Consider the following 23,761-nt stretch of genomic DNA (forward strand, 5'->3'; position numbering starts at 1 on the left):
CCTCGCGGGGATGCGGCCGGCGTCGTTCCGTGCCAGATTGGCGGCCATGAAGAACGACGCCTTCGAACGCCTGAAAACCGCAACCCTGCGCCAATGGCAGGCGCACGGGCGGGAACACCCCGTCGACGGGCTGTTGCTGACCTGCGCCCGCGCGCCCGAGGGGCCGCTGCACGCCGTCTATCGTCCGTCGCTGTGCGTCGTGCTACAGGGCGGCAAGACGAGCATGCTGGGCGAGCGCGCCTTTCGCTACGAGGCGGGGCAATGCCTGATCGCATCGCTCGACGTGCCGGTGCGCGCCCACATCACCCGCGCCTCGGCGAGCGAGCCCTATCTGGCGTTCAGCCTCGCCGTCGATCCCGCCGAGGTCGCCGAACTGCTGCTGGAACACGGCGAGGAAGCCGCGCCCGGCGAAGACGCCACCGAGGGCGCGGCGATCGGGAGCGCTGCTTCCGGCCATATAGCCCTTGGCATTCACACGCTCACGGCCGATCTCGTCGATCCGCTGCACCGGTTGCTGGCGCTGCCCGACCGGCCGCGGGACATCGCCGTGCTGGCGCCGCTGATCCGCCGCGAGATCACCTGGTTGCTGCTCAATGGGCCGATGGGCGCCGCGCTGCGCGAGATCGGCCTTGCCGACAGCCGCATGGCGCGGATCGGCAGGGCCGTCGCCCGCATCCGCGAGAGCTTCGCCGAACCCTTGAGCGTGCCTGCTCTCGCCGCCCTCGCCGGCATGAGCCCGGCGACGTTCCACCGCCATTTCAAGGCGGCGACGGCCATGACGCCGGTGCAGTACCAGAAGCAGCTTCGTTTGCAGGAGGCGCGCCGGCTGCTGCTGGCGCAAGGCGCGGGCGTCGCACAGGTGGGGTTCGCCATCGGTTACGAAAGCGCCTCGCAGTTCAGCCGCGACTACCGCCGCCTGTTCGGCGCTCCGCCGGGGCGCGACGGCGCCGGCCTGCGCCGCACCATGCCGGCCGGATAGAGCGGTTTGCGTTCAAGCCGATCGATCGATTTGAACGCAAGTTGCGGTAAAAATATAGAATTTGGAGCGGCGTGACGACTCCACCTGAATACGCGCCGCAATGTGACGATCAGTCCGTCGACGATCCGTCTGCGTGCCGGCGCTATGCCTGCATGTTGGACTACCGGAATGTCCTGGCTGAGAACGTGAAGGCGGAACCCGTCGCTGACGCTGATCGTCAGACTGGCCGGCCGACCGGCTCGGGACCACGCCCGCAGCGCTTCCGACGCCCGTCTCCCCCGGCCCGGCGCAGGAGTAACGGCGGCGCGCAATGGCTGTTGCGAATGGGCGCAAAAAACCCGCCGCAACGGTGTTGCGGCGGGCGGGATGATGGCGGGGCGGGTGTCGCCCGTCGGTCAGGGCTGGTCGTCGTTGTCGCGGTTGCTGGAGAAGACGCCGCCGAGGTCGACCGAATCGGCGCTGTCGTGCGCATCGTCATCTTCCGCGCCGTCTTCATCGTCGCGCTTGAGAGTCTTGAGCTTGGCGAACACGCTGTCGACGTCGATTTCTTCCTCTCCGCGACGGGACGGGGCGGCATCGCCGAAGGGCTGGCCGAAGCCACCCTCCCGGTTGTCCGGTGCGGTCGAGATTTCCGTGGGCAGGAGGCTTTGGCCGCTGTCGACCTGCGGACGCGGCGGTGCGTCCTTGGCCGAGCGGGAAACCTCGAAATCGAGATCGATCTGCGAGCACAGGCCCAGCGTCACCGGGTCGGAAGGCGTCAGGTTGGCCGAGTTCCAGTGCGTGCGGTCGCGGATCTGCTCGATGGTCGTCTTGGTGGTGCCGACGAGGCGCATGATCTGCGCGTCCTTCAGCTCCGGGTGGTTGCGCAGCAGCCACAGGATGGCGTTCGGCCTGTCCTGCCGGCGGGAGACGGGCGTGTAGCGCGGCCCGCGGCGGCGCTTGGCCTCCGGCAGCTTGACCTTGGGCGGCGCGAGGCGCAGCACATGGGCCGCATTCGCCTCGCCGCGTGCGATCTCCTCGCGCGTGAGCTGGCCGGTGACGGTGGGATCGAGGCCCTTGATGCCGGCCGCAACCTCGCCGTCGGCGATGCCCTTCACTTCAAGCGGATGCAGCTTGCAGAATTCGGCGATCTGCGTGAACGTCAAGGCCGTGTTGTCGACGAGCCAAACGGCCGTCGCCTTGGGCATCAGCGGTCCGGTGCTCATGAGGTTGGCTCCTTGCATTGTCCATCGCGGCGCGGCGATGTTGCGGCTATGGGCCGCCGGGCGGGGAACGCCGCCTGCCCGACGCCGCGCGCGGCATCCCGCGCGGCATGGAGGCAAGGCAAAATTCCCCGCGTTCCGGCCCGGCCTTTTCGGCCGGGGCGGTCAGCGACCACCAGATTGATGGGAAGACTGTTCCGAATATAGGCAAGGGCGGCCGAAATGGCAATTGATCCCTCACGCAAAAATGCGAAAAGCGCCGTCGATCGGGGATGGCGCCCCCGATCCTTCATTCGCGCTGACCGTTTTCCCCTCAACGGCGCGGCCGTCATCCCGCCAGCTTGGCGAGCAGCGTGTCGGAGAACTGCGCGTTCGTGTAGACGTTCTGAACGTCGTCGCCGTCTTCGAGCACTTCGATGAGACGCAGCACCTTTTCGCCCGCCTCGTCGTCGACCGCCACGTCGTTCTGCGCCTTCCAGATCAGCTTCGAGGCGCGCGGCTCGCCGAACTTCGCTTCCAGCGCCTTCGAGACGGCGGCGAGCGAGCTTTGCTCGCAATAGATCTCGTGCGTCTCCTCGTTGGAGGCCACATCGTCCGCGCCCGCGTCGATGGCGGCTTCCAGCACCGTGTCGGCGTCGCCGACGCTCGCGGGGAACTCGATGAAGCCGACGCGGTCGAACATGAACGACACCGCGCCCGTTTCGGCCAGATTGCCGCCCGCCTTCGTGAAGGAGGACCGCACGTCCGAGGCGGTGCGGTTGCGGTTGTCGGTCATCGCCTCGACGATGAGGGCGGTGCCGCCGGGGCCGTAGCCTTCGTAGCGGATTTCCTCGTAGTTCTCGCCGTCGTTACCGGCCGCCTTCTTGATGGCGCGCTCGATATTGTCCTTGGGCATGTTTTCGGCCCGCGCGGCAAGGATCGCGGCGCGCAGGCGCGGGTTCATGCCGGGATCGGGCAAGCCGAGCTTGGCGGCGACGGTGATTTCACGCGCAAGCTTGGCGAACAGCTTGGAGCGCACCGCGTCCTGCTTGCCCTTGCGGTGCATGATGTTTTTAAACTGCGAATGTCCTGCCACGGTTGCCTCCGAAATGCGGGCGGCGCGGCAGGGCGCAGTCAGCCTGACCGGCCGGCCCGGATAATGCGGTCGATGCTTGTGGTATTGCGCATAACCGCAAAAACCCGACCGCGCAACCCGGCGTCGCCGATGACGGCGGCCCGCGCCGCCGCCATCGGCAGGTTCTCACTTGCAAGTTCTCATTTGCAAGTTCTCATTTGTCGGTGAAGACGGGCGGGCGCTTCTCGATGAAGGCGGTCATGCCTTCCTTCTGGTCGTCGAGCGCGAAGAGCGAGTGGAACACGCGCCGCTCGAACCGCAGGCCCTCCGCCAGCGTGGTCTCCGTCGCGCGGTCCACCGCTTCCTTGGCGATCAGCGCCACGGGCAGCGAGTAGGACGCGATGGTGCGCGCGGCCTCGATGGCCTCGTCGAGCAGCTTGTCGGCCGGCACCACGCGCGCCACGAGCCCCGCGCGCTCGGCTTCCTCCGCCCCCATCATGCGGCCGGTGAGCACGAGGTCCATCGCCTTGGCGCGGCCCACGAGGCGGGTGAGGCGCTGGCTGCCGCCCATGCCGGGGATGACGCCGAGCTTGATCTCCGGCTGGCCGAATTTCGCCGTATCGGCGGCGATGATGAAGTCCGCCGTCATGGCGAGCTCGCAGCCGCCGCCGAGCGCGAAGCCCGCCACCGCCGCGATCACCGGCTTGCGGGTGGCGGCGAAGCGCTCCCACGCGCCGAACCAGTCGGCGAGATACATGTCGATGTAGCCCTGCGGCTGCATCTCCTTGATGTCCGCGCCGGCGGCAAACGCCTTTTCCGAGCCCGTGATGACGATGGCGCCGACAGACGGATCGCTGTCGAAAGCGGCCGCGGCGTGAAGCACTTCCTCCGTCAACTGGCGGTTGATGGCGTTCAGCGCCTTGGGGCGGTTGAGCGTGATCAGGCCGACGCGGCCACGCTCGCCTTCGCCGCGCACTTCGGTGAGAATCGTCTCATAAGTCATGATGCCTGCTCTCCTTCCTTGCCGCCTTCGCTCCTGCCGGCGGGTTCGCCGCGCAGGAAGCGGATGATGGCTGAGAAATCCTCATTGCCATGGCCCAATTTGGCGAAGAGGTCAAACAGTTGTGTGGCGTGCGCGCCGAGCGGCGTCGCGGCCCCTGCCGAGAGCGCCGCGTCCTGCGACAGCTTCATGTCCTTGAGCATCAAGGCCGCCGCGAAGCCGGGCTTGTAATCGCGGTTGGCGGGCGAGGCCGGCACGGGGCCGGGCACCGGGCAGTTCGTCGTCAGCGCCCAGCACTGGCCCGACGACGTGGAGGCCACGTTGAACAGCGCCTCGTGGGTGAGGCCGAGTTTCTCACCCAGCACGAAGGCTTCCGCGACGCCGATCATCGAAATGCCGAGAATCATGTTGTTGCAGATCTTGGCCGCCTGGCCCGCGCCCGCGTCTCCGCAATGCACGGCGCGCCGGCCCATCGCCAGCAGGACCGGCTCCGCGCGCGTGAAGGCCGCCGCCGCGCCGCCGGCCATGAAGGTGAGCGTGGCCGCCGCCGCGCCCACCGTGCCGCCGGACACCGGCGCGTCGAGCGTGAGCACGTCCTTGCCCGCCAACAATGCATGCGCCCGGCGGGCGCTGTCCACGTCGATGGTGGAACTGTCGATCACCAGCGCGCCGGCCTTGACATGCGGCGCGATCTCGTTCCAGACGTTCAGCACCAGCCGGCCGTTCGGCAGCATGGTGATGACGATGTCCGCATTCGCCACGGCCTCCGCCGCCGAGGCCGCGATGGAGACGCCCGCGGCCTTCGCCGTCTCCTGGGCTGCGGGCACGAGATCGAAGCCCGTCACCGCGTGGCCGGCCTTGACCAGATTGGCCGCCATCGGCCCGCCCATGTTGCCGAGCCCGATGAAACCGATAGTCGTGCTCATCTGTCTTCTCCCCGATTTTTCCGTGTTCTTGGTTGAAGATGGAAACGGCCGGCGAAGCCCCGCCGGCCGAAATCCGGAAAATCAGCGCATGGTCGGGATGACGAATTCCGCCCCGTCCTTGATGCCCGAGGGCCAGCGGGAGGTCACCGTCTTCGTCTTGGTGTAGAAGCGGATCGAATCCGGGCCGTGCTGGTTGAGGTCGCCGAAGCCCGAGCGCTTCCAGCCGCCGAAGGTGTGATAGGCGATCGGCACCGGGATCGGCACGTTGACGCCCACCATGCCGACGTTGACGCGCGCCGCGAAGTCGCGCGCCGCATCGCCGTCGCGGGTGAAGATGGCGACGCCGTTGCCGTATTCGTGGTCGGAGGCGAGCGCGAGCCCTTCCTCATAGTTCTCCGCGCGCACCACGGAGAGCACCGGCCCGAAGATCTCTTCCTTGTAGATGGTCATGTCGGTGGTCACGTTGTCGAACAGCGAGCCGCCGATGTAGAAGCCGTTCTCATAGCCTTGCAGCCTGAAGCCGCGCCCGTCCACGAGCAGCGAGGCGCCTTCCTTCACGCCGGCGTCGATGTAGGATTCGACGCGCTCCAGCGCCTGGCGCGTCACCAGCGGGCCGTAGTCGGCGGCGGCGTCGGTGGCCGGGCCGATGCGCAGCTTTTCCACGCGCGGCGCGAGCTTCTCGATGAGCCGGTCCGCCGTCTCCTTGCCCACCGGCACCGCGACGGAGATCGCCATGCAGCGCTCGCCCGCCGAGCCGTAGCCCGCGCCGATGAGGGCGTCGACCGTCTGGTCGAGGTTGGCGTCGGGCATGATGAGGGCGTGGTTCTTCGCGCCGCCGAAGCACTGGGCGCGTTTGCCGGTCTCGGCCGAGCGCGTGTAGATGTATTGCGCGATCGCCGAGGAGCCGACGAAGCCGACGGCCTTGATGTCCGCGTCGTCGAGGATGGCGTCGACCGCCTCCTTGTCGCCGTTCACCACATTGAGCACGCCCGCCGGCAGGCCCGCTTCGAGGAACAGTTCGGCGATGCGCAGCGGCACGGAGGGGTCGCGCTCGGACGGCTTCAGGATCATGGCATTGCCGCAGGCAAGCGCGGGCGCCGCCTTCCACAGCGGGATCATGGCCGGGAAGTTGAAGGGCGTGATGCCCGCCACCACGCCGAGCGGCTGGCGCATGGAATAGACGTCGATGCCGGTGCCGGCGGAATCGGTGTACTCGCCCTTGAGCAGGTGCGGGATGCCGATGGCGAACTCCACCACTTCCAGCCCGCGCTGAATGTCGCCCTTCGCGTCCGGCACGGTCTTGCCGTGCTCGCTGGCGAGCAGTTCCGCGAGGGAGTCGTATTCCTTGTGGGCGAGTTCGAGGAACTTCATCAGCACGCGGGCGCGCTTCTGCGGGTTCTGTGCCGCCCAGCCGCGCTGCGCGGCCCTGGCGTTCTCCACCGCCTCGCGCAGTTCCTCGCGGCTCGCCAGCGCCACGCGCGCCTGCACTTCACCCGTGGAAGGATTGTAGACGTCCGCGAAACGCCCGCTGCGCCCGGCCACGCGGCGGCCGCCGATGAAATGTCCGATGTCGTTCATGATGTCGCTCCCGGAAGCTGATGCGGATTGATGAAAGTGCCGCATTTGGAAATTCTGCATTTCTTGTCGTTGCAGTCGGTCCGATTTGTTTGGCATGGATTTCTGCATGGCGGTACCGGCAAAATTCCGGCATCGTTGTGCAAGGATTCGCATAGGAAACGTCGGGGAGACGCATACGTTGGTCCAGCCGTTCAACTGGGATCTGCTGCAATCCTTTCTCGCCATCGCGCGCGCGGGCCGGCTCACCGTGGCGGCGCGGCGTCTGGGCATCGACCATTCCACCCTGAGCCGGCGCCTTGCCGCGCTGGAGGCTTCGCTCGGCGCGACGCTCTTCGAGCGCACCATGACCGGCTACACGCTCACCACCCACGGGGAAAACCTGCTCCGGCACGCGGAAGGCATGGAAAGCACCGTGATCGCGCTGCAATCGGAGATGGCCGACAGCCGCTCCACCGTCTCGGGCGCGGTGCGGATCGGCGCGCCGGACGGTTTCGGCACCGCCTTCCTCGCGCCCGCCGTGGGGCGGCTGTCGCAGGCGCATCCGGGGCTCGACATCCAGATCGTCGCGACGCCGCGCAACTTCAGCCTGTCGCAGCGGGAGGCGGATATCGCCATCACCCTGTCGCGCCCTTCCCATGGCCGTCTTCACGCGCGGCTGCTCACCGATTACGCGCTCGGGCTCTACGCCGCCGCCGACCGGCGGGAATTATGGCAAGACATTGCCACGGTGGAGGATTGCGCCGCGAAACCCTTCATCAGCTACATCGACGACATGATCTTCGCGCCGGAGCTCGACTATCTGTCGTCGGTGGCGCGCGGCATCGTGCCGCGCATCAAGAGTTCGAACCTCATCGCGCAGTATCAGGCGACGGTGGCGGGCGCGGGCCTGTGCGTGCTGCCGTGTTTTCTCGTGGCGGGCGACGCGCGGCTGGCGCGCGTGCTGCCCGGTGTGGAACTGACGCGCAGCTTCTGGCTGCTGGTGCACAGCGACATGCGCGATCTGGCGCGCATCCGCGTCACCGCCGATTTCATCGCCGACGAGGTGCGCCGGGCGAAGGCGCTGTTCCTGCCCGCGTCAGAATGAAGGCTGGCCATCCGCTCGTTTCTGCCGGCGGTAGGCGTCGGGCGTCAGCTCCGTCCATTTGCGAAAGGCGCGGTGAAAGGCGCTGGGCTCGGCGAAACCGAGATCGGCGGCGATGTCGCCGATGCGTCTGTCGGTTGACGCAAGCGCCGTGAACGCCAGCTCGCGGCGGAGTTCGTCCTTGATCTCGGCATAGCCCTCGCCCTCCCGCCGCAGCTTGCGGCGCAGGGTGGAGGGCGGCACGCGCAGGATTTTCGCCATGCCCTCGAAGTCGGGCCACAGCGCCGGCGGCATGCCGTTGAGTCGCGCCCGCACATCGGCGTTGAGGCCGGAATCGTAGCGGTAGCGGATGAGGATGTTGGCGGGCGCGCGGCGCAGGAACTCCTTCAGCGCCGCTTCCGTGCGGTTGACCGGCAGACGCAGGAAACGCGCGTCGAAGGCAAGCACGCTACGCGCGCAATCGAAGGTGACGGGCGCGCCGAAGAACAGGCGATAGTCGCTGCCGCTTTGCGGCTCCGGCCCGCGAAAATCCACGCGCCGCAGCGGCAGCCGCCGCCCCACCAGCCAGCAGGCAAGGCCATGTAGCACGATCCAGTAGGCGCGGTAGGCGAAGGCCGAACGCGCCGGCGACGTCTCGTGCAGGGTGATGATGGCGAGGCCGTCTTCCACCGTGAGCACGCCGCGCGGCTCGTCGATGATCAGCGTCAGGAACCGCAGCGTCCGCCGCAGCGCCCGCTCCAGATCGGGACTGTCGCGCACCGCGCGGCCGATCATGGTGAAGCTGCCCGGCCGCATGGCGCGCGCGCCGAAGCCGAAATATTCGTCCCGCAGGGCGTCGGCGATGCCGAGCCACAGGGCGCCGTACTGATCCGCCGTGACATACCCCTGCGGCCGGGCAAGCTCGCTCGGCGTGATGCCCGCCATCCGCAGCACCGGCAGGACATCGAGCCCGCGCTCGCGCATCGGCTCCAGCGCCTCCTGCACGAAGCCGAGGGTGATCATCCGCCGCTCCGGGCGGGCTCCCGTCTGGAGGGCGGGCCGTGGGTCGGCGGCCGGAGATTTTATGGCAAAATCGCTCATATCATTCCTGCAAGTTCCGTCATTGAATGCCACATCGTTGCGCGATAGCACAATGGGCAAAGAGAAGTTTTACGTGCGACCAATTGCTGTTCATCGCCACGGGTAATCCTGGCTATGGGTAATCTTGGTTATGGGTAATCTTGGCCACGGGCAGCCCCGGCCATAGGGGAGCCCCGGCCAGTCCCGGAACGGCCTTCCGGCGCATGTCGACAAACAATCACGGACTTGTGGGAGGTTTATCGTGGTGCATCAAACCGACACGTTCGAGCGCGATTACGCCCAGGCTTATGCGGCTTTCGATCCGGACGCGGCTGCGGCGACGCTCGCGGGCAATCTGGCGGACGGCGTCAACGCCTGCGTCGAGACCATCGACCGCTGGGCGGATACGGGCCGCGTCGCCTTTTACTGGGAAAGCCAGGACGGCCGCTCGGCGCAATATACCTTCGCCGAATTGCAGCGGCTTTCGGCGCGTTTCGCCCATTTCCTCACCGCGCACGGCATCGGCGCGGGCGATGTGGTGGCGGGCCTGCTGCCGCGCACGCCCGATCTCCTGATCACCATTCTGGGAACGTGGCGGGCGGGGGCGGTCTACCAGCCGCTGTTCACCGCCTTCGGTCCCAAGGCCATCGAGCACCGCCTGCGCACCAGCGGCGCGAAGCTCATCGTCACCGACACCGCGAACCGCGCCAAGCTCGACGAGGTGGAGGGGTTGACATTCAGGATCGCGCGCGTGCCCGCCGATGCGCCGCTGCCCGAGGGCGACATCGACCTCGCGGCGGAACTCGACCGGCAGTCCGACACCTTCGAGCCGGTGCTGCGCCGGGGCGGCGACCTCTTCCTGCTGATGTCGACATCGGGCACGACGGGCCTGCCCAAGGGCGTGCCGGTGCCGCTCAACGCGCTGCTGAGCTTCGCCGCCTACATGCGTGAATCCGTCGATCTGCGCCCGGACGACGTTTTCTGGAACATCGCCGATCCCGGCTGGGCCTACGGCCTTTACTACGCCGTCACCGGGCCGCTGCTGCTCGGCCACGCCACGATGTTCTACGACGGCGGCTTCACGGTGAAGGACACCTACCGCATCATCAAGAAGTACGGCGTCACCAGCCTTGCGGGCTCGCCCACCGCCTACCGTCTGCTGATCGCCGCCGGTCCCGAGGAGGCCGCGATCGTCAAGGGGCAGTTGCGGCGCGTGAGCAGCGCCGGCGAGCCGCTCAATCCCGAAGTGATCCGCTGGTTCGCCGAGCATCTCGATGCGCCGATCTACGACCATTACGGCCAGACGGAACTCGGCATGGTAGTATGCAACCATCATCGCCTCAAGCATACGGTGCATCAGGGTTCGGCCGGCGTGCCGCTGCCCGGCTACCGCGTGGCGATCCTCGACGAGAACCGGAAGGAACTGCCGCCGCAAACGCCGGGCGTGCTCGCCATCGACATCGCGCGCTCGCCGCTACTATGGTTCACCGGCTATCTCAACCAGCCGACGCCGGCCATCACCGGCGGCTATTACCTCACCGGCGACGTGATGGAGATGGCGGAAGACGGCAGCGTCGCCTTCGTCGGCCGCTCTGACGACGTGATCACCTCGTCGGGCTACCGCATCGGCCCCTTCGACGTGGAAAGCGCGCTCATCGAGCATCCGGCGGTGGTTGAGACGGCCGTCGTCGGCAAGCCCGATCCCGAGCGCACCGAGATCGTCAAGGCGTTCGTGGTGCTGTCGGATAAATATGCGCCCTCGGACGAACTGGCCGAGGAACTGCGCCAGTATGTGCGCAAGCGCCTGTCGCTGCATTCCTACCCGCGCGAGATCGAGTTCGTGGCCGAACTGCCGAAAACGCCGAGCGGCAAGCTGCAACGCTTCATCCTGCGCAATCAGGAGATCGCCAAGGCCAGGGAAGCGCAGGGCGCGTAAGGACAAGGAACGGACGACATGCAGATCGCGGAAAAAGTCTTTCTCATCACCGGCGGCGCGTCGGGCCTGGGCGCGACGGTGGCGGGCCATCTCGTCGCGCTGGGCGGGAAGGTGGTGCTCGCCGACATCGGCCGCGAGGCCGGCGAGGCGAAGGCGCGGGAACTGGGCGAGGCGGCCCGCTTCATCGCCACCGATGTCACCGACGCCGCTCAGGCGCAGGCGGCGGTGCAGGTGGCGGTCGAGGCCTTCGGCCGGCTCGACGGGCTGGTCAATTGCGCCGGCGTCGCGCCGGGCGAGCGCGTCATCGGCCGGGCCGGGCCGCATGCGCTTGAAAGCTTCGCCCGTGTCATCAACATCAATCTGGTCGGCACCTTCAACGTGCTGCGGCTCGCGGCGGAGGCCATCTCCCGCAACGAGCCGGGCGAGGACGGTGAGCGCGGCGTGATCGTCAACACCGCTTCCGTGGCCGCCTTCGACGGGCAGATCGGGCAGGCGGCCTATGCCGCCTCCAAGGCGGGCGTGGCGGGCCTCACGCTGCCGGTGGCGCGCGAACTCGCCCGCTTCGGCATCCGCGTCGTCACCATCGCCCCCGGCATCTTCGAGACGCCGATGATGGCCGCGATGACGGAGGAAGTGCGCGCCTCGCTCAACGCGACGGTGCCCTTTCCGGCGCGGCTCGGCAAGCCGCCGGAATACGCGGCGCTGGTGCAGCATATCGTGGAAAACACCTATCTCAACGGCGAGGTCATCCGCCTCGACGGCGCGCTGCGGATGGCGCCGAAATAAGCTGGTGCTCAGGTAAACGGACGCCGAAATCATACGCTACTGCGAGGGAGGAACAGTCATGAGTGCACAGGACCCGATCGTTATCGCCGGCTACGCCCGCACGCCGATGGGCGGTTTCCAGGGCGATTTCAAGGATGTCGCCGCCGCGCAGCTCGGTGCCGACGCCATCCGCGCCGCGCTGGCGCGCGCCGGTGTCGCCGGCGAACAGGTTGAGGAAGTCGTGTTCGGCTGTGTGTTGCCGGCGGGGCAGGGGCAGGCCCCCGCGCGCCAGGCGACGCTCGGCGCCGGCCTGCCGCTGTCGACGGGCGCGACCACCGTCAACAAGATGTGCGGCTCGGGCATGAAGGCCGCCATGCTCGCCCATGACCTCATCCTCGCCGGCAGCGCCACGGTCGCGGTGGCGGGCGGCATGGAAAGCATGAGCAACGCCCCCTATCTGCTCGACCGGGCGCGGGCCGGCTACCGCATGGGCCACGGACGGGTGCTCGACCACATGTTCCTCGACGGCCTTGAGGATGCCTACGACAAGGGCCGCCTGATGGGCACCTTCGCCGAGGATTGCGCGGAAAGCTACCAGTTCACCCGCGAGGCGCAGGACGAATACGCCATCGGCTCGCTGACGAAGGCGCAGAAGGCGATCACCGACGGCCTGTTCCGCGACGAGATCGCGCCGGTGACGGTCAAGGCCGGCAAGGCGGAGCGCGTCGTATCCGACGACGAGCAGCCGCCGAAGGCGAAATTCGACAAGATCCCGACGCTGCGCCCCGCCTTCCGCGAGGGCGGCACGGTGACGGCGGCCAATTCCTCGTCGATCTCGGACGGCGCGGCGGCGCTGGTGCTGCTGCGCCTGTCGGAGGCCCAGAAGCGCGGGCTTACGCCGCTGGCGGCGATCCGCGGCCACAGCACCCACGCGCATGCGCCGAACCTGTTCCCGACCGCGCCTATCGGCGCGATCCGGAAACTGTTCGAGCGCACCGGCTGGACGAAGAACGACGTCGACCTTTACGAGATCAACGAGGCGTTCGCGGTCGTCGCCATGGCGGCGATCCACGATCTGGGCCTCGATGCCGCGACGGTCAACGTCCACGGCGGCGCGTGCGCGCTCGGCCACCCCATCGGCGCATCCGGCGCGCGGGTGATCGTGACGCTGCTCGCGGCGCTGAAAACCCACGGCCTGAAGCGCGGCGTCGCCTCGCTGTGCATCGGCGGCGGCGAGGCCACGGCCATCGCGGTCGAGCGGCTGAACTGAAAAACGTGAGAGGGAGGAAGAAACCATGATCCTGACGGAAGATCAGGCCGCCATTCAGGAGGCCGCGCGCCAGTTCGCGCAGGAGCGGCTGAAGCCCTTCGCGGAGGAATGGGACCGCACGAGCGAATACCCGCGCGAGGCCATGCGGGAACTCGGCGAGCTCGGCTTCCTCGGCATGCTGCTGCCGGAGGAATACGGCGGTTCGGCCGCCGGGCAGGTCGCCTACGCGCTCGCCATCGAGGAGATCGCCGCCGGCTGCGGGGCGATTTCCACCATCATGAGCGTGCACTCGTCGGTGGGCTACATGCCGATCTACCGTTACGGCACCGAGGAGCAGAAGCAGCGCTTCCTGCCGTCGCTGGCGAGCGGCGAGGCCATCGGCGGCTTCGCCCTCACCGAGCCGCAGGCGGGCTCCGACGCCAGCGCCCTGAAAACGCGCGCGGTGAAGGACGGCGATCACTACGTCATCAACGGCGCCAAGCAGTTCATCACCTCGGGCAAGACGGGCAAGGTCATCATCGTGTTCGCGGTGACCGATCCGGCGGCGGGCAAGAAGGGCATCAGCGCCTTCATCGTGCCCACCGACACGCCCGGTTACGAGGTGGTGCGCGTCGAGCACAAGCTCGGCCTGCACCTGTCCGACACCTGCCAGCTCGCCTTCAACGATATGCGCATCCACGAGAGCCTGCTGCTCGGCAGGGAAGGGCAGGGCTACGCCATCGCGCTGTCCAATCTGGAGGGCGGGCGCATCGGCATCGCGGCGCAGTCGGTCGGCATGGCCCGCGCCGCTTTCGAGGCGGCGCGCGATTATGCGCGCGATCGGGTGACGTTCGGCAAGCCGATCGTCGAGCATCAGGCGGTCGCCTTCCGCCTTGCCGACATGGCGACGCAGATCGAGGCGGCGCGCGGGCTGGTGCTTTCCGCCGCCGCGCTGAAGGAAGCGGGCCTGCCGTGCCTGAAGCAGGCGAGCATGGCCAAGCTCTTCGCTTCCGAAATGGCGGAGCGGGTGTGCTCGGACGCCATCCAGATCCACGGCGGTTACGGCTATCTGGCCGATTTCCCCGTCGAGCGTATTTACCGTGACGTGCGCGTGTGCCAGATCTACGAGGGCACCAGCGACGTGCAGCGTATCGTCATCGCCCGCGATCTGTGAGGAGACCGATATGACGGAACCCGTTTCGCGCGGGCCGCTTGCCGGCGTGCGCATCGTGGAGATGGTCGGCCTCGGGCCGGGGCCGTTCGCCGCGATGTTGCTCGCCGATCTGGGCGCGGAGGTGCTGCGCATTCACCCGAAGAACGCGCGCCCGGCGCTGCCGTTTCTGAACGGGCCGCACGATCTGCTGGCGCGCGGCCGTCCCTCCGTCGCCATCGACGCCAAGTCGGAGGCGGGCAAGGCGGCCGTGCTCGACCTCATCGGCGCCGCGGATGCGCTCATCGAGGGTTTCCGGCCGGGCGTGATGGAGCGGCTCGGGCTGGGGCCGGATGTCGCGCTGGCCAGAAACCCGCGTCTCGTCTACGGCCGCATGACCGGCTGGGGGCAGACGGGGCCGCTGGCGAAGACGGCGGGCCACGACATCAACTATCTGGCGCTCACCGGTGCGCTCAACGCCATCGGCACGAAGGGCGGGCCGCCCGCCATTCCGCTCAACCTCGTCGCGGATCTCGGCGGCGGCGGCGCGTTTCTGGCGCTCGGCATCGTCAGCGCGGTGCTTGAGGCGCGCGGATCGGGCAAGGGGCAGGTGGTGGACGCGGCGATGGTCGACGGCGTGGCGACGCTCTCCGCCATGATCATCGGCATGCGCGCCGCCGGCCTGTGGAACAAAAGGCGCGGCGAGAACCAGCTCGACGGCGGGGCGCACTACTACGGCGTCTACGAATGCGCCGACGGCAAATGGCTCTCTGTCGGCGCCATCGAGCCGCAGTTCTACCGGCTGTTTCTGGAACTGGCGGAACTGCCGTTCGACGACTTCGCCGATCAGCACAACGAGGCGCTGTGGCCCGTCTATCGCGACAGGATCGCCGCACGCATACGCCGGAAGACCCGCGACGAATGGGCTGCCATTTATGACGGCACCGACGCCTGCGTGGCGCCGGTGCTCGATTGGGAGGAGGCGCAGGCGCATCCGCATTACGCGGCGCGCGGCACCTACGTGGAGGTGGCGGGCGTGACGCAGCCCGCCCCCGCGCCGCGCTTCGGCCGCACGCCCGGCGCGGTGGCCTCGCCGCCGCAAGCGCCGGCGGAGGATGCCGCCCCCGTGCTGGCCGGCTGGGGCTTCGACGACGCCCGCATCGCGGCGCTGCGCGAGGCCGGCGCGATCTGATCCGATGCAGGCCGGGGCACTTCCGCTTGAAACGGAAGCGCCCCGGCTTCTGTCTGCCTTCCTGCTTATTTATAGTCGCGTTCGTCGGCGATGACCTTGCCGTCGTTGGGCAATTCGCCCGGCGCGGCGATCTCGACCGTGCCGCGCACCTTGGTGATGTCTTGCAGGGTCGCGGTCAGCGCGCCGATCAGCGCCTTGGCCTCGGCGGGATCGGTGACGGGCGTTTCTGCGTGCAGCGTCATGTGGTCGGCCTCGCCGGCGCGGGAGACGACGAGGCGCAGCTTGCCGATGCCGGGGTGGGCGCGGCCGATTTCGGCGATCTGCTCGGGGCGCACGAACATGCCCTTGACCTTCGTCGTCTGGTCCGCGCGGCCCAGCCAGCCGCGGATGCGCTGGTTCGTGCGCCCGCAGGGGCTGGCGCCCGGCAGGATGGCGGAGAGGTCGCCCACCGCCAGCCGGATGATCGGGTGCAGCGGATCGAGCGCCGTCACCACCACCTCGCCGATCTCGCCCTCCGCCACCGGATCGCCGGTGCCGGGACGCACGATTTCGACGATGAGCCCTTCGTTGACGATGAGCCCCTCGCGGGCGGAGGACTCATAGGCGATGACGCCGATCTCGGCGGTGGCATAAGCCTGATAGGCTTCGACGCCGCGCTCCGCGATCTCCTTTTGCAGCGAGGGCGGGAAGGCCGCGCCGGAGACCACCGCCTTCCTGATCGATGAGACGTCCGCGCCCCTGTCGCGGGCGGTGTCGAGGAGGATCTTCAGGAAGTCCGGCGTGCCGGTATAGCCGGCGGGCCGATAGGCGGCGATGATCTGGAGTTGCGTCTCGGTGTTGCCCGGCCCGGCCGGGATCACCGGGCAGTCGAGGGCATGGGCGCCGGAATCGAAAATGAAGCCGCCGGGCGTGAGATGATAGGAGAAGGTGTTGAGCACGATCTCGCCCTCGCGGAACCCGGCGGCATAGAGCGCGCGGGCAGACCGCCAGGCGTCGCGGCCGTTCACCTCGGGCTCGAAGATGGGGCCGGGCGAGGCGAACAGGCGCGAGTAGACGGGCGAGGGCGGCGCCAGCAGCCCGCCGAAGGGCAACTGGGCCGCATGCAGCGAAGGCAGGTCCGATTTGCGCAGCACCGGCAGGCGGGCGAGCGCGGCCCGGTCGCGGACGGCAGCGGGGTCGATTTCCGCAAGGCGCTCGGCCCAGGCGGGAAGCTCCCGCGCCGCGTCGAGCACGGCCGGAAGCGCGGCGAAAAGATCGGCTTCCCGCTCGGCAGGATCGCGGGTCTCGATCTGGTGGTTGAAGGCGGTCATGCCGTTTCTCCGCATTTTTGGAATTTCGGGAACTGTGGGGGCTTGCAGCGCCGGCGGCCGATCCGTCAGGACAGCCAGCGCTTGCGGCGCTTGTAACTTTTCACCTCGCGGAAGGATTTCCGGTCCGCGCCGCCGACGCCCAGATAAAATTCCTTCACGTCCTCGTTCTCGCGCAGCGCCGCCGCCTCGCCGTCCATGACGATGCGGCCCGTCTCCATGATGTAGCCATAGGTGGCGTAGCGCAGCGCGATGTTGGTGTTCTGCTCGGCAAGCAGGAAGGAGACGCCCTCCTTCGTGTTGAGCTCGCGCACGATCTCGAAGATTTCCTCCACCACCTGCGGCGCGAGGCCCATGGACGGCTCGTCGAGCAGGATCATGGAGGGCTTCGACATCATGGCGCGGCCGATGGCGCACATCTGCTGCTCGCCGCCAGAGGTGTAGCCGGCCTGCGAGTTCTTGCGCTGGCGCAGGCGGGGGAAGTAGTCGTAGACCTTTTCGAGGTCGCGCTTGACCGCGCCCCAGCCGTCGCGGCGGGTGAAGGCGCCGGTGAGCAGGTTTTCCTCGATGTTGAGGTGGCCGAAGCAATGGCGGCCCTCCATCACCTGGATGCAGCCGCGCCGCACCAGCTCGTTGGGCGACAGGCGGTCGACGCGCTCGCCCTTGAAGGCGATGTTGCCCTTGGTGACTTCGCCGCGTTCCGCATGCAGCAGGTTTGAGACGGCCTTGAGCGTCGTCGTCTTGCCCGCGCCGTTGGCGCCGAGCAGCGCCACGATGCCGCCCTTCGGCACGGTCAGCGACACGCCCTTGAGCACGAGGATGACGTGGTCGTAGATGACCTCGATGTTGTTCACCGACAGGATGGTGTCGGCCGCCGCTTCCGGCGTCGCGATGGGTGCGGGATTGAGGCTCATTCGAAAACCCTCCGTCCCTCTCCCGCGCGGGGAGAGGGATTTCTTGCAGGGAAAGGTCAGGCGGGCTGGTCGCAGGGCTCGGTGCGCGTCGGCCAGCCGGTGTTCTTCTCGGCGTATTCCTTCGCGGCCGCCTGAAGCAGCGGCTTCACGCGGTCGTGCAGCGGCTCGACGAGATCGGTGGCGCGCACCCATTTCTCGCCGTCCCACTCCTGGAGGAAGGTGGCCTTGTGGCCGTTGTGGTCCTTGCAGGTGAGCTTCAGCGGCTCGGTGAATCCTTCGAGGCCCAGTTCCTTCAGGCGCTCGGGCGTGATGTCGATGGATTCGAGCCCGCGGCGCACGTCCTCGCCGGTGACGGCCGTCTTGCCGGTGATCTTCTGCGCGTTGGCGATGCCTTCCGCGATCAGCAGCGCGTTGTAGACGCCGCGGTTGTAGAGCACCTCGCCGACCTTGGCCTTGTCGGTCTTGCTCTTGCCCGCGTCCACGAGATGCTTCTTGATGTCCTCCAGCGCGGGGAAGCCGGCGCCGACGCCGTGCCAGTTGAGGGTCCTGAAGCCCTTGGCGCCGGGGCCGGCGGAGCGCACGTCATCGTCGCCCGGCCACCAGATCGAGACGAACCTGTTCATCGGATAGTTGATCTTGATCGCTTCCTTGACCGCGGTCGGATTGAGCGCGCCCCAGCCGAACAGCACCATGTAGTCCGGCCGGTCGCGGCGCACGCTGAGCCATTGCGAGGACTGGTTCTGGATGTTGTCGGCCGGCACCGGATAGAGCTTGAGGTCGAAGCCGATTTCCTTCGACAGGGATTCGAGCAGCGGAATGGGTTCCTTGCCGAAGCCGGCGTCGAGATAGATGTAGCCGATCTTCTTGCCCTTGAGCTTCGCGAGCCCGCCCTCCTGCTGGCCGATATAGGAGAGGATCATCGAAATGCCGTCCCAGTAGGTGTTCGGCGGGTTGAAGATCCACGGAAACCTCTCGCCGTCGGCGGAGGCGGAAAGGCCGTAGGCCATGGACAGCACCGGCACCTTGTCGACGCCGGCCTTGGGAATGAGCGAGAGCGTCGTGCCTGTCGACCACGGGTTGACCATGACGGGCTTCTTGCCCTTCACGGCCTCGTAGCATTCCACGCCCTTCTTGGCGTCGTAGCCCGTCTCGCATTCCTCAAGGCGCAGCTTGATGCCGCCGATGCCGCCGTCGCGCTCGTTGAGAAGCGCCAGGTAGTCGTGCATGCCGTTGGCGATCGGGATGCCCGAGCCCGAGAACGGCCCGGTGCGGTAGGTGAACAGCGGCACGTAGATCTCTTCCTGCGCGTGCACCGGCGCCGGCGCGAGGGCCGCGAGCGCCGTCGATGCGGCGAGAATGGCGGAAAGCGTCAGTAGCTTGCTTTTGTTGGACATTTCTCTCTCCCTTGGGTGAAGCTCTTGCGGCTTCGTTGGATGGCGCGTTCTCAGTAGGGGAACGGCCACGTTCTCAGTTTCTGCTTGGCCGTCTGCCAAAGGCGGGCGAGGCCGTGCGGTTCCACGATCAGGAACGCGATGATGAGCGCGCCGATGATCATGTGGTTGAGGTGCTCGATGGTCGCCGCGCTCACCGCGATGCCGAGGCTTTCGGGCAGGTAGCGCAGGATGATCGGCAGGATGAAGATGAAGGCCGCGCCCATGAACGAGCCGATGAGGCTGCCCAGCCCGCCGATGATGACCATGAACAGGATCAGGAACGACAGGTGGATGGAGAACACGTCCGGCTCCGCCGAGCCGAGATAGAGGAACACCATCAGCGACCCCGCCACGCCGGCGTAGAAGGACGAGACGGCGAAGGCGAGCAGCTTCGTCGGCAGCAGCTTGATGCCCATGAGTTCGGCCGCGATGTCCATGTCGCGCACCGCCATCCACATGCGCCCGATGCGTCCGTGCACCAGATGGGCGGCCGCGAGCGTCAGCAGCGCCACGACCGACAGCACGACGAGGTAGCGCACCTCGGGGGCGGCGTTGGGGCCGGTGATGGCGACGCCGAACAACGTGCGCGTGGGCACCTCGATCGCGCCCGAGATGTTGTTGTTGGTCAGCCACGGGATGCGCACGAAGCACCATTGCAGGAAGAACTGCGCCGCGAGCGTCGTCACCGCGAGGTAGAAGCCCTTGATGCGCAGGCTGGGCAGGCCGAAGAACACGCCCACCAGAGCCGAGAAGAAGCCCGACGCCAGCACCCAGACGATGATGTTCACGCCCGGAAAGGCGGTGGTGAGCTTGTAGCAGGCGAAAGCGCCGACGCCCATGAATCCGGCGGTGCCGAGCGACAGCAGCCCGGTATAGCCGGTGAGCAGGTTGAGCCCGATCGCGGCGAGCGCATAGACAAGAAACGGGATCATCACCGCGTTGATGAAGAAGCTGCCCCCCAGGAGCGGCACGGCCACGAAGGCGGCGGCGAGGATGATCGCCACGCCGATCTTGTCCTGAAGGATCGGGAAGATCGCCATGTCGTCGGCGTAATTGGTCTTGAACTGACCGGCCTCACGGTAAAACATGTCCGATCCTCCTCAGATGCGTTCGATGATCTTGTCGCCGAACAGGCCCTGCGGCCGGAACAGCAGAAAGACGAGGGCGATGAAATAGGCGAGCCAGCTCTCGATGCCGCCGCCCACCAGCGGCCCCCAGTAGAATTCGCCGAGCTTCTCGCCGATGCCGATGATGAGCCCGCCGACGATGGCGCCTGGCACCGAGGTGAACCCGCCCAGAATCAGCACCGGCAGCGCCTTGAGCCCGACGATCTGGAGCGCGAAGGACACGTCCGAGCGCGCGCCCCACATGATGCCGGTGGTCAGCGCCACCACGCCCGCCGTGAACCACACGATCACCCAGATCTGGTTGAGCGAGATGCCCACCGACAGCGCGGCCTTGTGGCTGTCCGCCACCGCGCGCAGGGCGCGTCCGATGCGCGTCTTCTGGAAGAAGACGGCAAGCCCCGCCACCATGATCGAGGCGATCAGCGCCGCGGCGATGTCGAGCTTCTGCAACGAGACGAAGCCGCCGAGGATATCGAAGTCGACGGAGCCCGTGGGCAGGTAAAGCTCCTGCGTGATCATGGACTTGGGATTGCCTCCGAACACCAGCTCGCCGAGGCCGATGAGGAAATACGTCAGGCCGAAGGTGGCCATGAACAGGATGATGTCGGGCTGGTTGACGAGCGGGCGCAGCATCACCCGTTCCACGCCGACCGCGAGCCCGTACATGATGGCCACGGTGAGCACGAGGGCGATCAGCGCCGGCACGCCGATCTCGAACAGGCCCACCAGGGTGAGGGCCGCGAACACCACCATGATGCCCTGCGCGAAGTTGAACACGCCCGACGCCTTGAAGATCAGCACGAAGCCGAGCGCGATCAGCGCGTAGAGCACGCCGGAGACGAGCCCCTCCCACAGCGTCTGGACGAGCAGGTCCGGTGCGCCGGCCATCTGCACGAAGGGATCGAGGAAGATATTGTACAGGATTTCCATGGCTTCCTCCTCAATGCGCCACGCCGAGATAGGCGTCGATGACCTTCTGATCGCTCTTCACCACGTCCGGCGTGCCGTCGGCGATCTTGCGGCCGTATTCCAGCACCACGATGCGGTCGGAGAGGTCCATGACGACGCCGATGTCGTGCTCGATCAGCGCGATGGTGGTGCCGAACTGGTTGTTGACGTCGAGGATGAAGCGGCACATGTCCTCCTTCTCCTCCAGGTTCATGCCGGCCATGGGCTCGTCGAGCAGCAGCAGCTCCGGCTCCATGGCGAGCGCGCGGCCGAGTTCCACGCGCTTTTGCAGGCCGTAGGGCAGGCGGCCGACCGGCGTCTTGCGGATGGCCTCGATTTCGAGGAAGTCGATGATTTCCTCGACGAACTTGCGGTGCTCGATTTCCTCGCGCAAGGCGGGGCCGTGGCGCAGCACCTGCCAGAAGAAGCCGCGATGCATCTTCAGCGTGCGCCCTGTCATGATGTTGTCGAGCGTCGACATGCCCTTGAACAGCGCCACGTTCTGAAAGGTGCGGGCGATGCCCTGCGCCGCCGCCACGCTCGGCCGCATGCGGGCGCGCGTCTCGCCGCGGAAGGTGATGCGCCCTTCCTGCGGATTGTAGAAGCCGTTGATGACGTTGAGCATCGAGGTCTTGCCCGCGCCGTTCGGCCCGATGATGGCGCGGATCTCGCCCTTGCGGATGTCGAAGGAGACATCCGTGATGGCCTTGACGCCGCCGAAGCGCAGCGAGACGTTTTCGACGCTGAGCAGGAGGTCGCCCTTGTGCAGCGCGCCCGTCGCGCCTCCCGTGCTGCCGGAGTTCGGCGTTCCCATATGCGGCGCTCCCGTGATGTCTGGCGTTCTCATGCTTGCCCCCTCATGCCGCCTTCTTCGCCGGGGCGGCCGGGACCACCGCCACGTCGCGGATCTTCACGCGCGCCGAGATGGAGCCCTTGCGGCCGTCCTCGAAGGTCACTTCGGTGGTGATGTCCTCTTCCGTCTTGCCGGAGTAGAGCGCGTCGATGAGCGGCTTGTAGCGATCGGCGATGAAGGAGCGGCGCACCTTCTGCGTGCGGGTCAGTTCGCCGTCGTCGGCGTCGAGTTCTTTGTGCAGGATGAGGAAGCGATGCACCTGCGCGCCCGCCATCATCGGCTCCTGCGCCAGCGCCCGGTTCACCTCCTCGATGTTCTTCTGCAACATGTCGTAGACGCGCGGATGGCCGGCGAGCTCCTGATAGGAGGCGTAGGAGACGTTGTTGCGCTCCGCCCAGTTGCCCACGGCAGTGAGATCGATGTTGAGGAAGCAGGTGACGAAATCGCGGCTGTCGCCGAAGGCCACCACCTCCTTGATGTTGTGGAAGAACTTCAGCTTGTTCTCGACGTATTTGGGCGGGAACAGCGCGCCTTGCGACAGCTTCCCGACATCCTTCGCCCGGTCGATGATCCGCAGGTGCCCGTTGGGCTCGAAGAAGCCGGCGTCGCCCGTCTTGACGAAACCGTCTTCCGTCAGCGTCTCGGCGGTCTTTTCCGGGTCCTTGTAATATTCGCGGAACTGGCCCGGCGAGCGGAACTGAACCTCGCCGCTCTCCGCGATGCGGATCTCGACGTTGGGCGTGGGCGGGCCGACGGTGTCGGCGCGGATCTGGCCGTCGGGCTGGGCGGTGACGTAGAGGAAGGCTTCCGTCTGGCCGTAGAGCTGCTTCAGGTTCATCCCCAGCGAGCGGTAGAAGGAGAACAGGTCCGGCCCGATCGCCTCGCCCGCCGTGTAGGCGACGCGGATGCGGGTGAAGCCGAGCACGTTCTTGAGCGGCTCGTAGATGAGGATACTGCCGAGCCCGTAGAGCAGGCGCCCGGCGAGCGGCACGGATTCGCCGTTGAGCAGCTTCTCGCCGTATTTCTTCGCCACGCCGATGAAATAGTGGAACAGCTTGCGCTTCGTCGGCCCCGCATCTTCCATGCGGATCATGACGCGGGTCAGCAGCGACTCGAACACGCGCGGCGGCGCGAAGTAGAAGGTGGGGCCGATCTCGCGCAGATCCTGCTCCGCCGTTTCCGGCGATTCCGGGCAGGCCATGCAGAAGCCCGCCACCAGCCCCTGCGCATAGTTGAGATAGTGATCGCCCACCCAGGCCAGCGGCAGGTAGGCCAGCACCTCGTCGCGGTCGGTGAGCCTGTCGAACTTCACCGTGTCGGTGGCGGCGTCGATGCAGCCCTTCGCCGTCAGCACCACGCCCTTGGAGCGGCCCGTGGTGCCGGAGGTGTAGAGAATGATCGAGACGTCGTCGCCCGAGCCGCGTTCGAGACTGGCGTCGATGCGCTCGCGCACCGCGTTCTCGGTGAGCGCGTCGCGGCCGATGCTGATGATTTCGTCGATGGCGTGCAGCTTCTCGTGGTCGTATTCGCGCAGGCCGCGCGGCTCGTCGTAGAAAAGATGCGCCAGGTGCGGCAGACGGTCCGAGACCGACAGCAGCTTGTCGACCTGCTCCTGATCCTGCACGGCGGCATATTTGACTTCGGCGTTGGCGAGCACATAGGCGAGTTCGTCCGCCACCGCGTCGGCATAGACCGGCACGGGGACGGCGCCCAGCCATTGCGCCGCCATGACCGACCAGTAGAGCTTGGGCCGGTTGCTGCCGACGATGGCGACGGCGTCGCCGCGGCGCACGCCGATGCCGGAGAGACCCGCCGCATAGGCGCGGACGATCTCGAGGCTCTCGGCCCAGGTCCATGTCTGCCAGATGCCGTAGTCCTTGTGGCGAATGGCAGGCCGCGTGCCGCGCACGGCTGCATTGTGCGCAAGTAGCTTCGGAAAGGTGTCGAGACGTGCGGAAGCGTTCGTCGTCATGACGCGCAACCCTCCTGTAAAGCCTTGAAAAGGCTT

General features: G+C 67.3%; 19 protein-coding genes and 1 pseudogene. 7 read left to right on the forward strand and 13 right to left on the reverse strand.

From position 1 onward, the window contains the following. Positions 1–46: 46 nt before the first annotated feature. Positions 47–979 carry an AraC family transcriptional regulator N-terminal domain-containing protein gene (locus tag ACOYJQ_RS03785; RefSeq protein ID WP_433456544.1) on the forward strand — a complete coding sequence of 311 codons (933 nt, stop codon included), beginning with the start codon at positions 47–49 and terminating at the stop codon, positions 977–979. Positions 980–1,374: 395 nt separating this feature from the next. Here the strand turns inward: ACOYJQ_RS03785 and ACOYJQ_RS03790 are convergent, their stop codons facing one another. From ACOYJQ_RS03790 to ACOYJQ_RS03810, 5 genes and pseudogenes are all read right to left on the reverse strand, one after another. Further along, the gene (locus ACOYJQ_RS03790) at positions 1,375–2,184 is read right to left on the reverse strand and encodes a DUF1013 domain-containing protein (protein WP_433456546.1); all 810 of its coding nucleotides are present in this window, start codon (positions 2,182–2,184) and stop codon (positions 1,375–1,377) included. A gap of 325 nt (positions 2,185–2,509) precedes the next feature. Continuing rightward, positions 2,510–3,256, reverse strand: coding sequence for a YebC/PmpR family DNA-binding transcriptional regulator (locus ACOYJQ_RS03795; protein ID WP_433456548.1), 747 nt, complete (start codon positions 3,254–3,256; stop codon positions 2,510–2,512). A 193-nt stretch (positions 3,257–3,449) separates the two neighbouring features. Further along, positions 3,450–4,238: an enoyl-CoA hydratase gene (locus tag ACOYJQ_RS03800; RefSeq protein ID WP_433456550.1), complete on the reverse strand. Its 789-nt coding sequence runs from the start codon at positions 4,236–4,238 to the stop codon at positions 3,450–3,452. Beyond that, a pseudogene (gene mmsB, locus ACOYJQ_RS03805) lies at positions 4,235–5,191 on the reverse strand (3-hydroxyisobutyrate dehydrogenase); the annotation flags it as partial. The gene ACOYJQ_RS03800 and the pseudogene mmsB, both read right to left, overlap by 4 nt. Before the next feature lie 51 nt (positions 5,192–5,242). After that, a complete protein-coding gene (locus ACOYJQ_RS03810; protein ID WP_433456552.1) occupies positions 5,243–6,739 on the reverse strand; it encodes a CoA-acylating methylmalonate-semialdehyde dehydrogenase in 1,497 nt (498 codons plus the stop codon). A gap of 178 nt (positions 6,740–6,917) precedes the next feature. Between ACOYJQ_RS03810 and ACOYJQ_RS03815 the strand changes: the two genes are divergently transcribed. Beyond that, positions 6,918–7,823 (forward strand): LysR family transcriptional regulator, encoded by a 906-nt coding sequence (locus tag ACOYJQ_RS03815; protein WP_433456554.1) that lies wholly within the window; start codon positions 6,918–6,920, stop codon positions 7,821–7,823. On the opposite strand, the gene ACOYJQ_RS03820 is transcribed toward ACOYJQ_RS03815, so the two are convergent. Next, positions 7,815–8,822, reverse strand: a complete 1,008-nt coding sequence (locus ACOYJQ_RS03820) for an AraC family transcriptional regulator (protein WP_433456556.1) — start codon at positions 8,820–8,822, stop codon at positions 7,815–7,817. The two genes, ACOYJQ_RS03815 and ACOYJQ_RS03820, sit on opposite strands and share 9 nt — an antisense overlap. Positions 8,823–9,141: 319 nt before the next feature. Between ACOYJQ_RS03820 and ACOYJQ_RS03825 the strand changes: the two genes are divergently transcribed. Genes ACOYJQ_RS03825 through ACOYJQ_RS03845 form a run of 5 tightly spaced genes read left to right on the forward strand, consistent with a single transcriptional unit; the run spans position 9,142 to position 15,171 of the window. Further along, on the forward strand, positions 9,142–10,815 hold the full coding sequence (locus ACOYJQ_RS03825) for an acyl-CoA synthetase (RefSeq protein WP_433456558.1): 1,674 nt from the start codon (positions 9,142–9,144) through the stop codon (positions 10,813–10,815). 18 nt (positions 10,816–10,833) lie between these two features. Next, positions 10,834–11,601: an SDR family NAD(P)-dependent oxidoreductase gene (locus ACOYJQ_RS03830; RefSeq protein WP_433456560.1), complete on the forward strand. Its 768-nt coding sequence runs from the start codon at positions 10,834–10,836 to the stop codon at positions 11,599–11,601. A 58-nt stretch (positions 11,602–11,659) separates the two neighbouring features. Beyond that, entirely contained in the window at positions 11,660–12,850 is a 1,191-nt protein-coding gene (locus ACOYJQ_RS03835) for an acetyl-CoA C-acyltransferase (RefSeq protein WP_433456562.1), read from the forward strand. A gap of 25 nt (positions 12,851–12,875) precedes the next feature. After that, entirely contained in the window at positions 12,876–14,003 is a 1,128-nt protein-coding gene (locus tag ACOYJQ_RS03840) for an acyl-CoA dehydrogenase family protein (protein WP_433456564.1), read from the forward strand. Positions 14,004–14,013: 10 nt separating this feature from the next. After that, entirely contained in the window at positions 14,014–15,171 is a 1,158-nt protein-coding gene (locus tag ACOYJQ_RS03845; RefSeq protein ID WP_433456566.1) for a CaiB/BaiF CoA transferase family protein, read from the forward strand. Between the two features lie 65 nt (positions 15,172–15,236). On the opposite strand, the gene ACOYJQ_RS03850 is transcribed toward ACOYJQ_RS03845, so the two are convergent. From ACOYJQ_RS03850 to ACOYJQ_RS03880, 7 genes are all read right to left on the reverse strand, one after another. Then, on the reverse strand, positions 15,237–16,481 hold the full coding sequence (locus ACOYJQ_RS03850; protein WP_433456568.1) for a phenylacetate--CoA ligase family protein: 1,245 nt from the start codon (positions 16,479–16,481) through the stop codon (positions 15,237–15,239). Between the two features lie 65 nt (positions 16,482–16,546). Further along, positions 16,547–17,392 carry an ABC transporter ATP-binding protein gene (locus ACOYJQ_RS03855; RefSeq protein WP_433456570.1) on the reverse strand — a complete coding sequence of 282 codons (846 nt, stop codon included), beginning with the start codon at positions 17,390–17,392 and terminating at the stop codon, positions 16,547–16,549. A 56-nt stretch (positions 17,393–17,448) separates the two neighbouring features. Continuing rightward, a complete protein-coding gene (locus ACOYJQ_RS03860; protein WP_433456572.1) occupies positions 17,449–18,786 on the reverse strand; it encodes an ABC transporter substrate-binding protein in 1,338 nt (445 codons plus the stop codon). A 50-nt stretch (positions 18,787–18,836) separates the two neighbouring features. Beyond that, the gene (locus ACOYJQ_RS03865; protein ID WP_433456574.1) at positions 18,837–19,913 is read right to left on the reverse strand and encodes a branched-chain amino acid ABC transporter permease; all 1,077 of its coding nucleotides are present in this window, start codon (positions 19,911–19,913) and stop codon (positions 18,837–18,839) included. A 12-nt stretch (positions 19,914–19,925) separates the two neighbouring features. After that, entirely contained in the window at positions 19,926–20,882 is a 957-nt protein-coding gene (locus ACOYJQ_RS03870) for a branched-chain amino acid ABC transporter permease (protein ID WP_433456576.1), read from the reverse strand. A gap of 10 nt (positions 20,883–20,892) precedes the next feature. Further along, entirely contained in the window at positions 20,893–21,714 is an 822-nt protein-coding gene (locus tag ACOYJQ_RS03875; protein WP_433456578.1) for an ABC transporter ATP-binding protein, read from the reverse strand. 43 nt (positions 21,715–21,757) lie between these two features. Beyond that, positions 21,758–23,725, reverse strand: coding sequence for an AMP-dependent synthetase/ligase (locus tag ACOYJQ_RS03880; protein WP_433456580.1), 1,968 nt, complete (start codon positions 23,723–23,725; stop codon positions 21,758–21,760). Positions 23,726–23,761: the final 36 nt, after the last annotated feature.

Origin of the sequence: Pseudochelatococcus sp. (genome assembly GCF_050946405.1) — a bacterium.
Taxonomy (GTDB): domain Bacteria; phylum Pseudomonadota; class Alphaproteobacteria; order Rhizobiales; family Beijerinckiaceae; genus Pseudochelatococcus.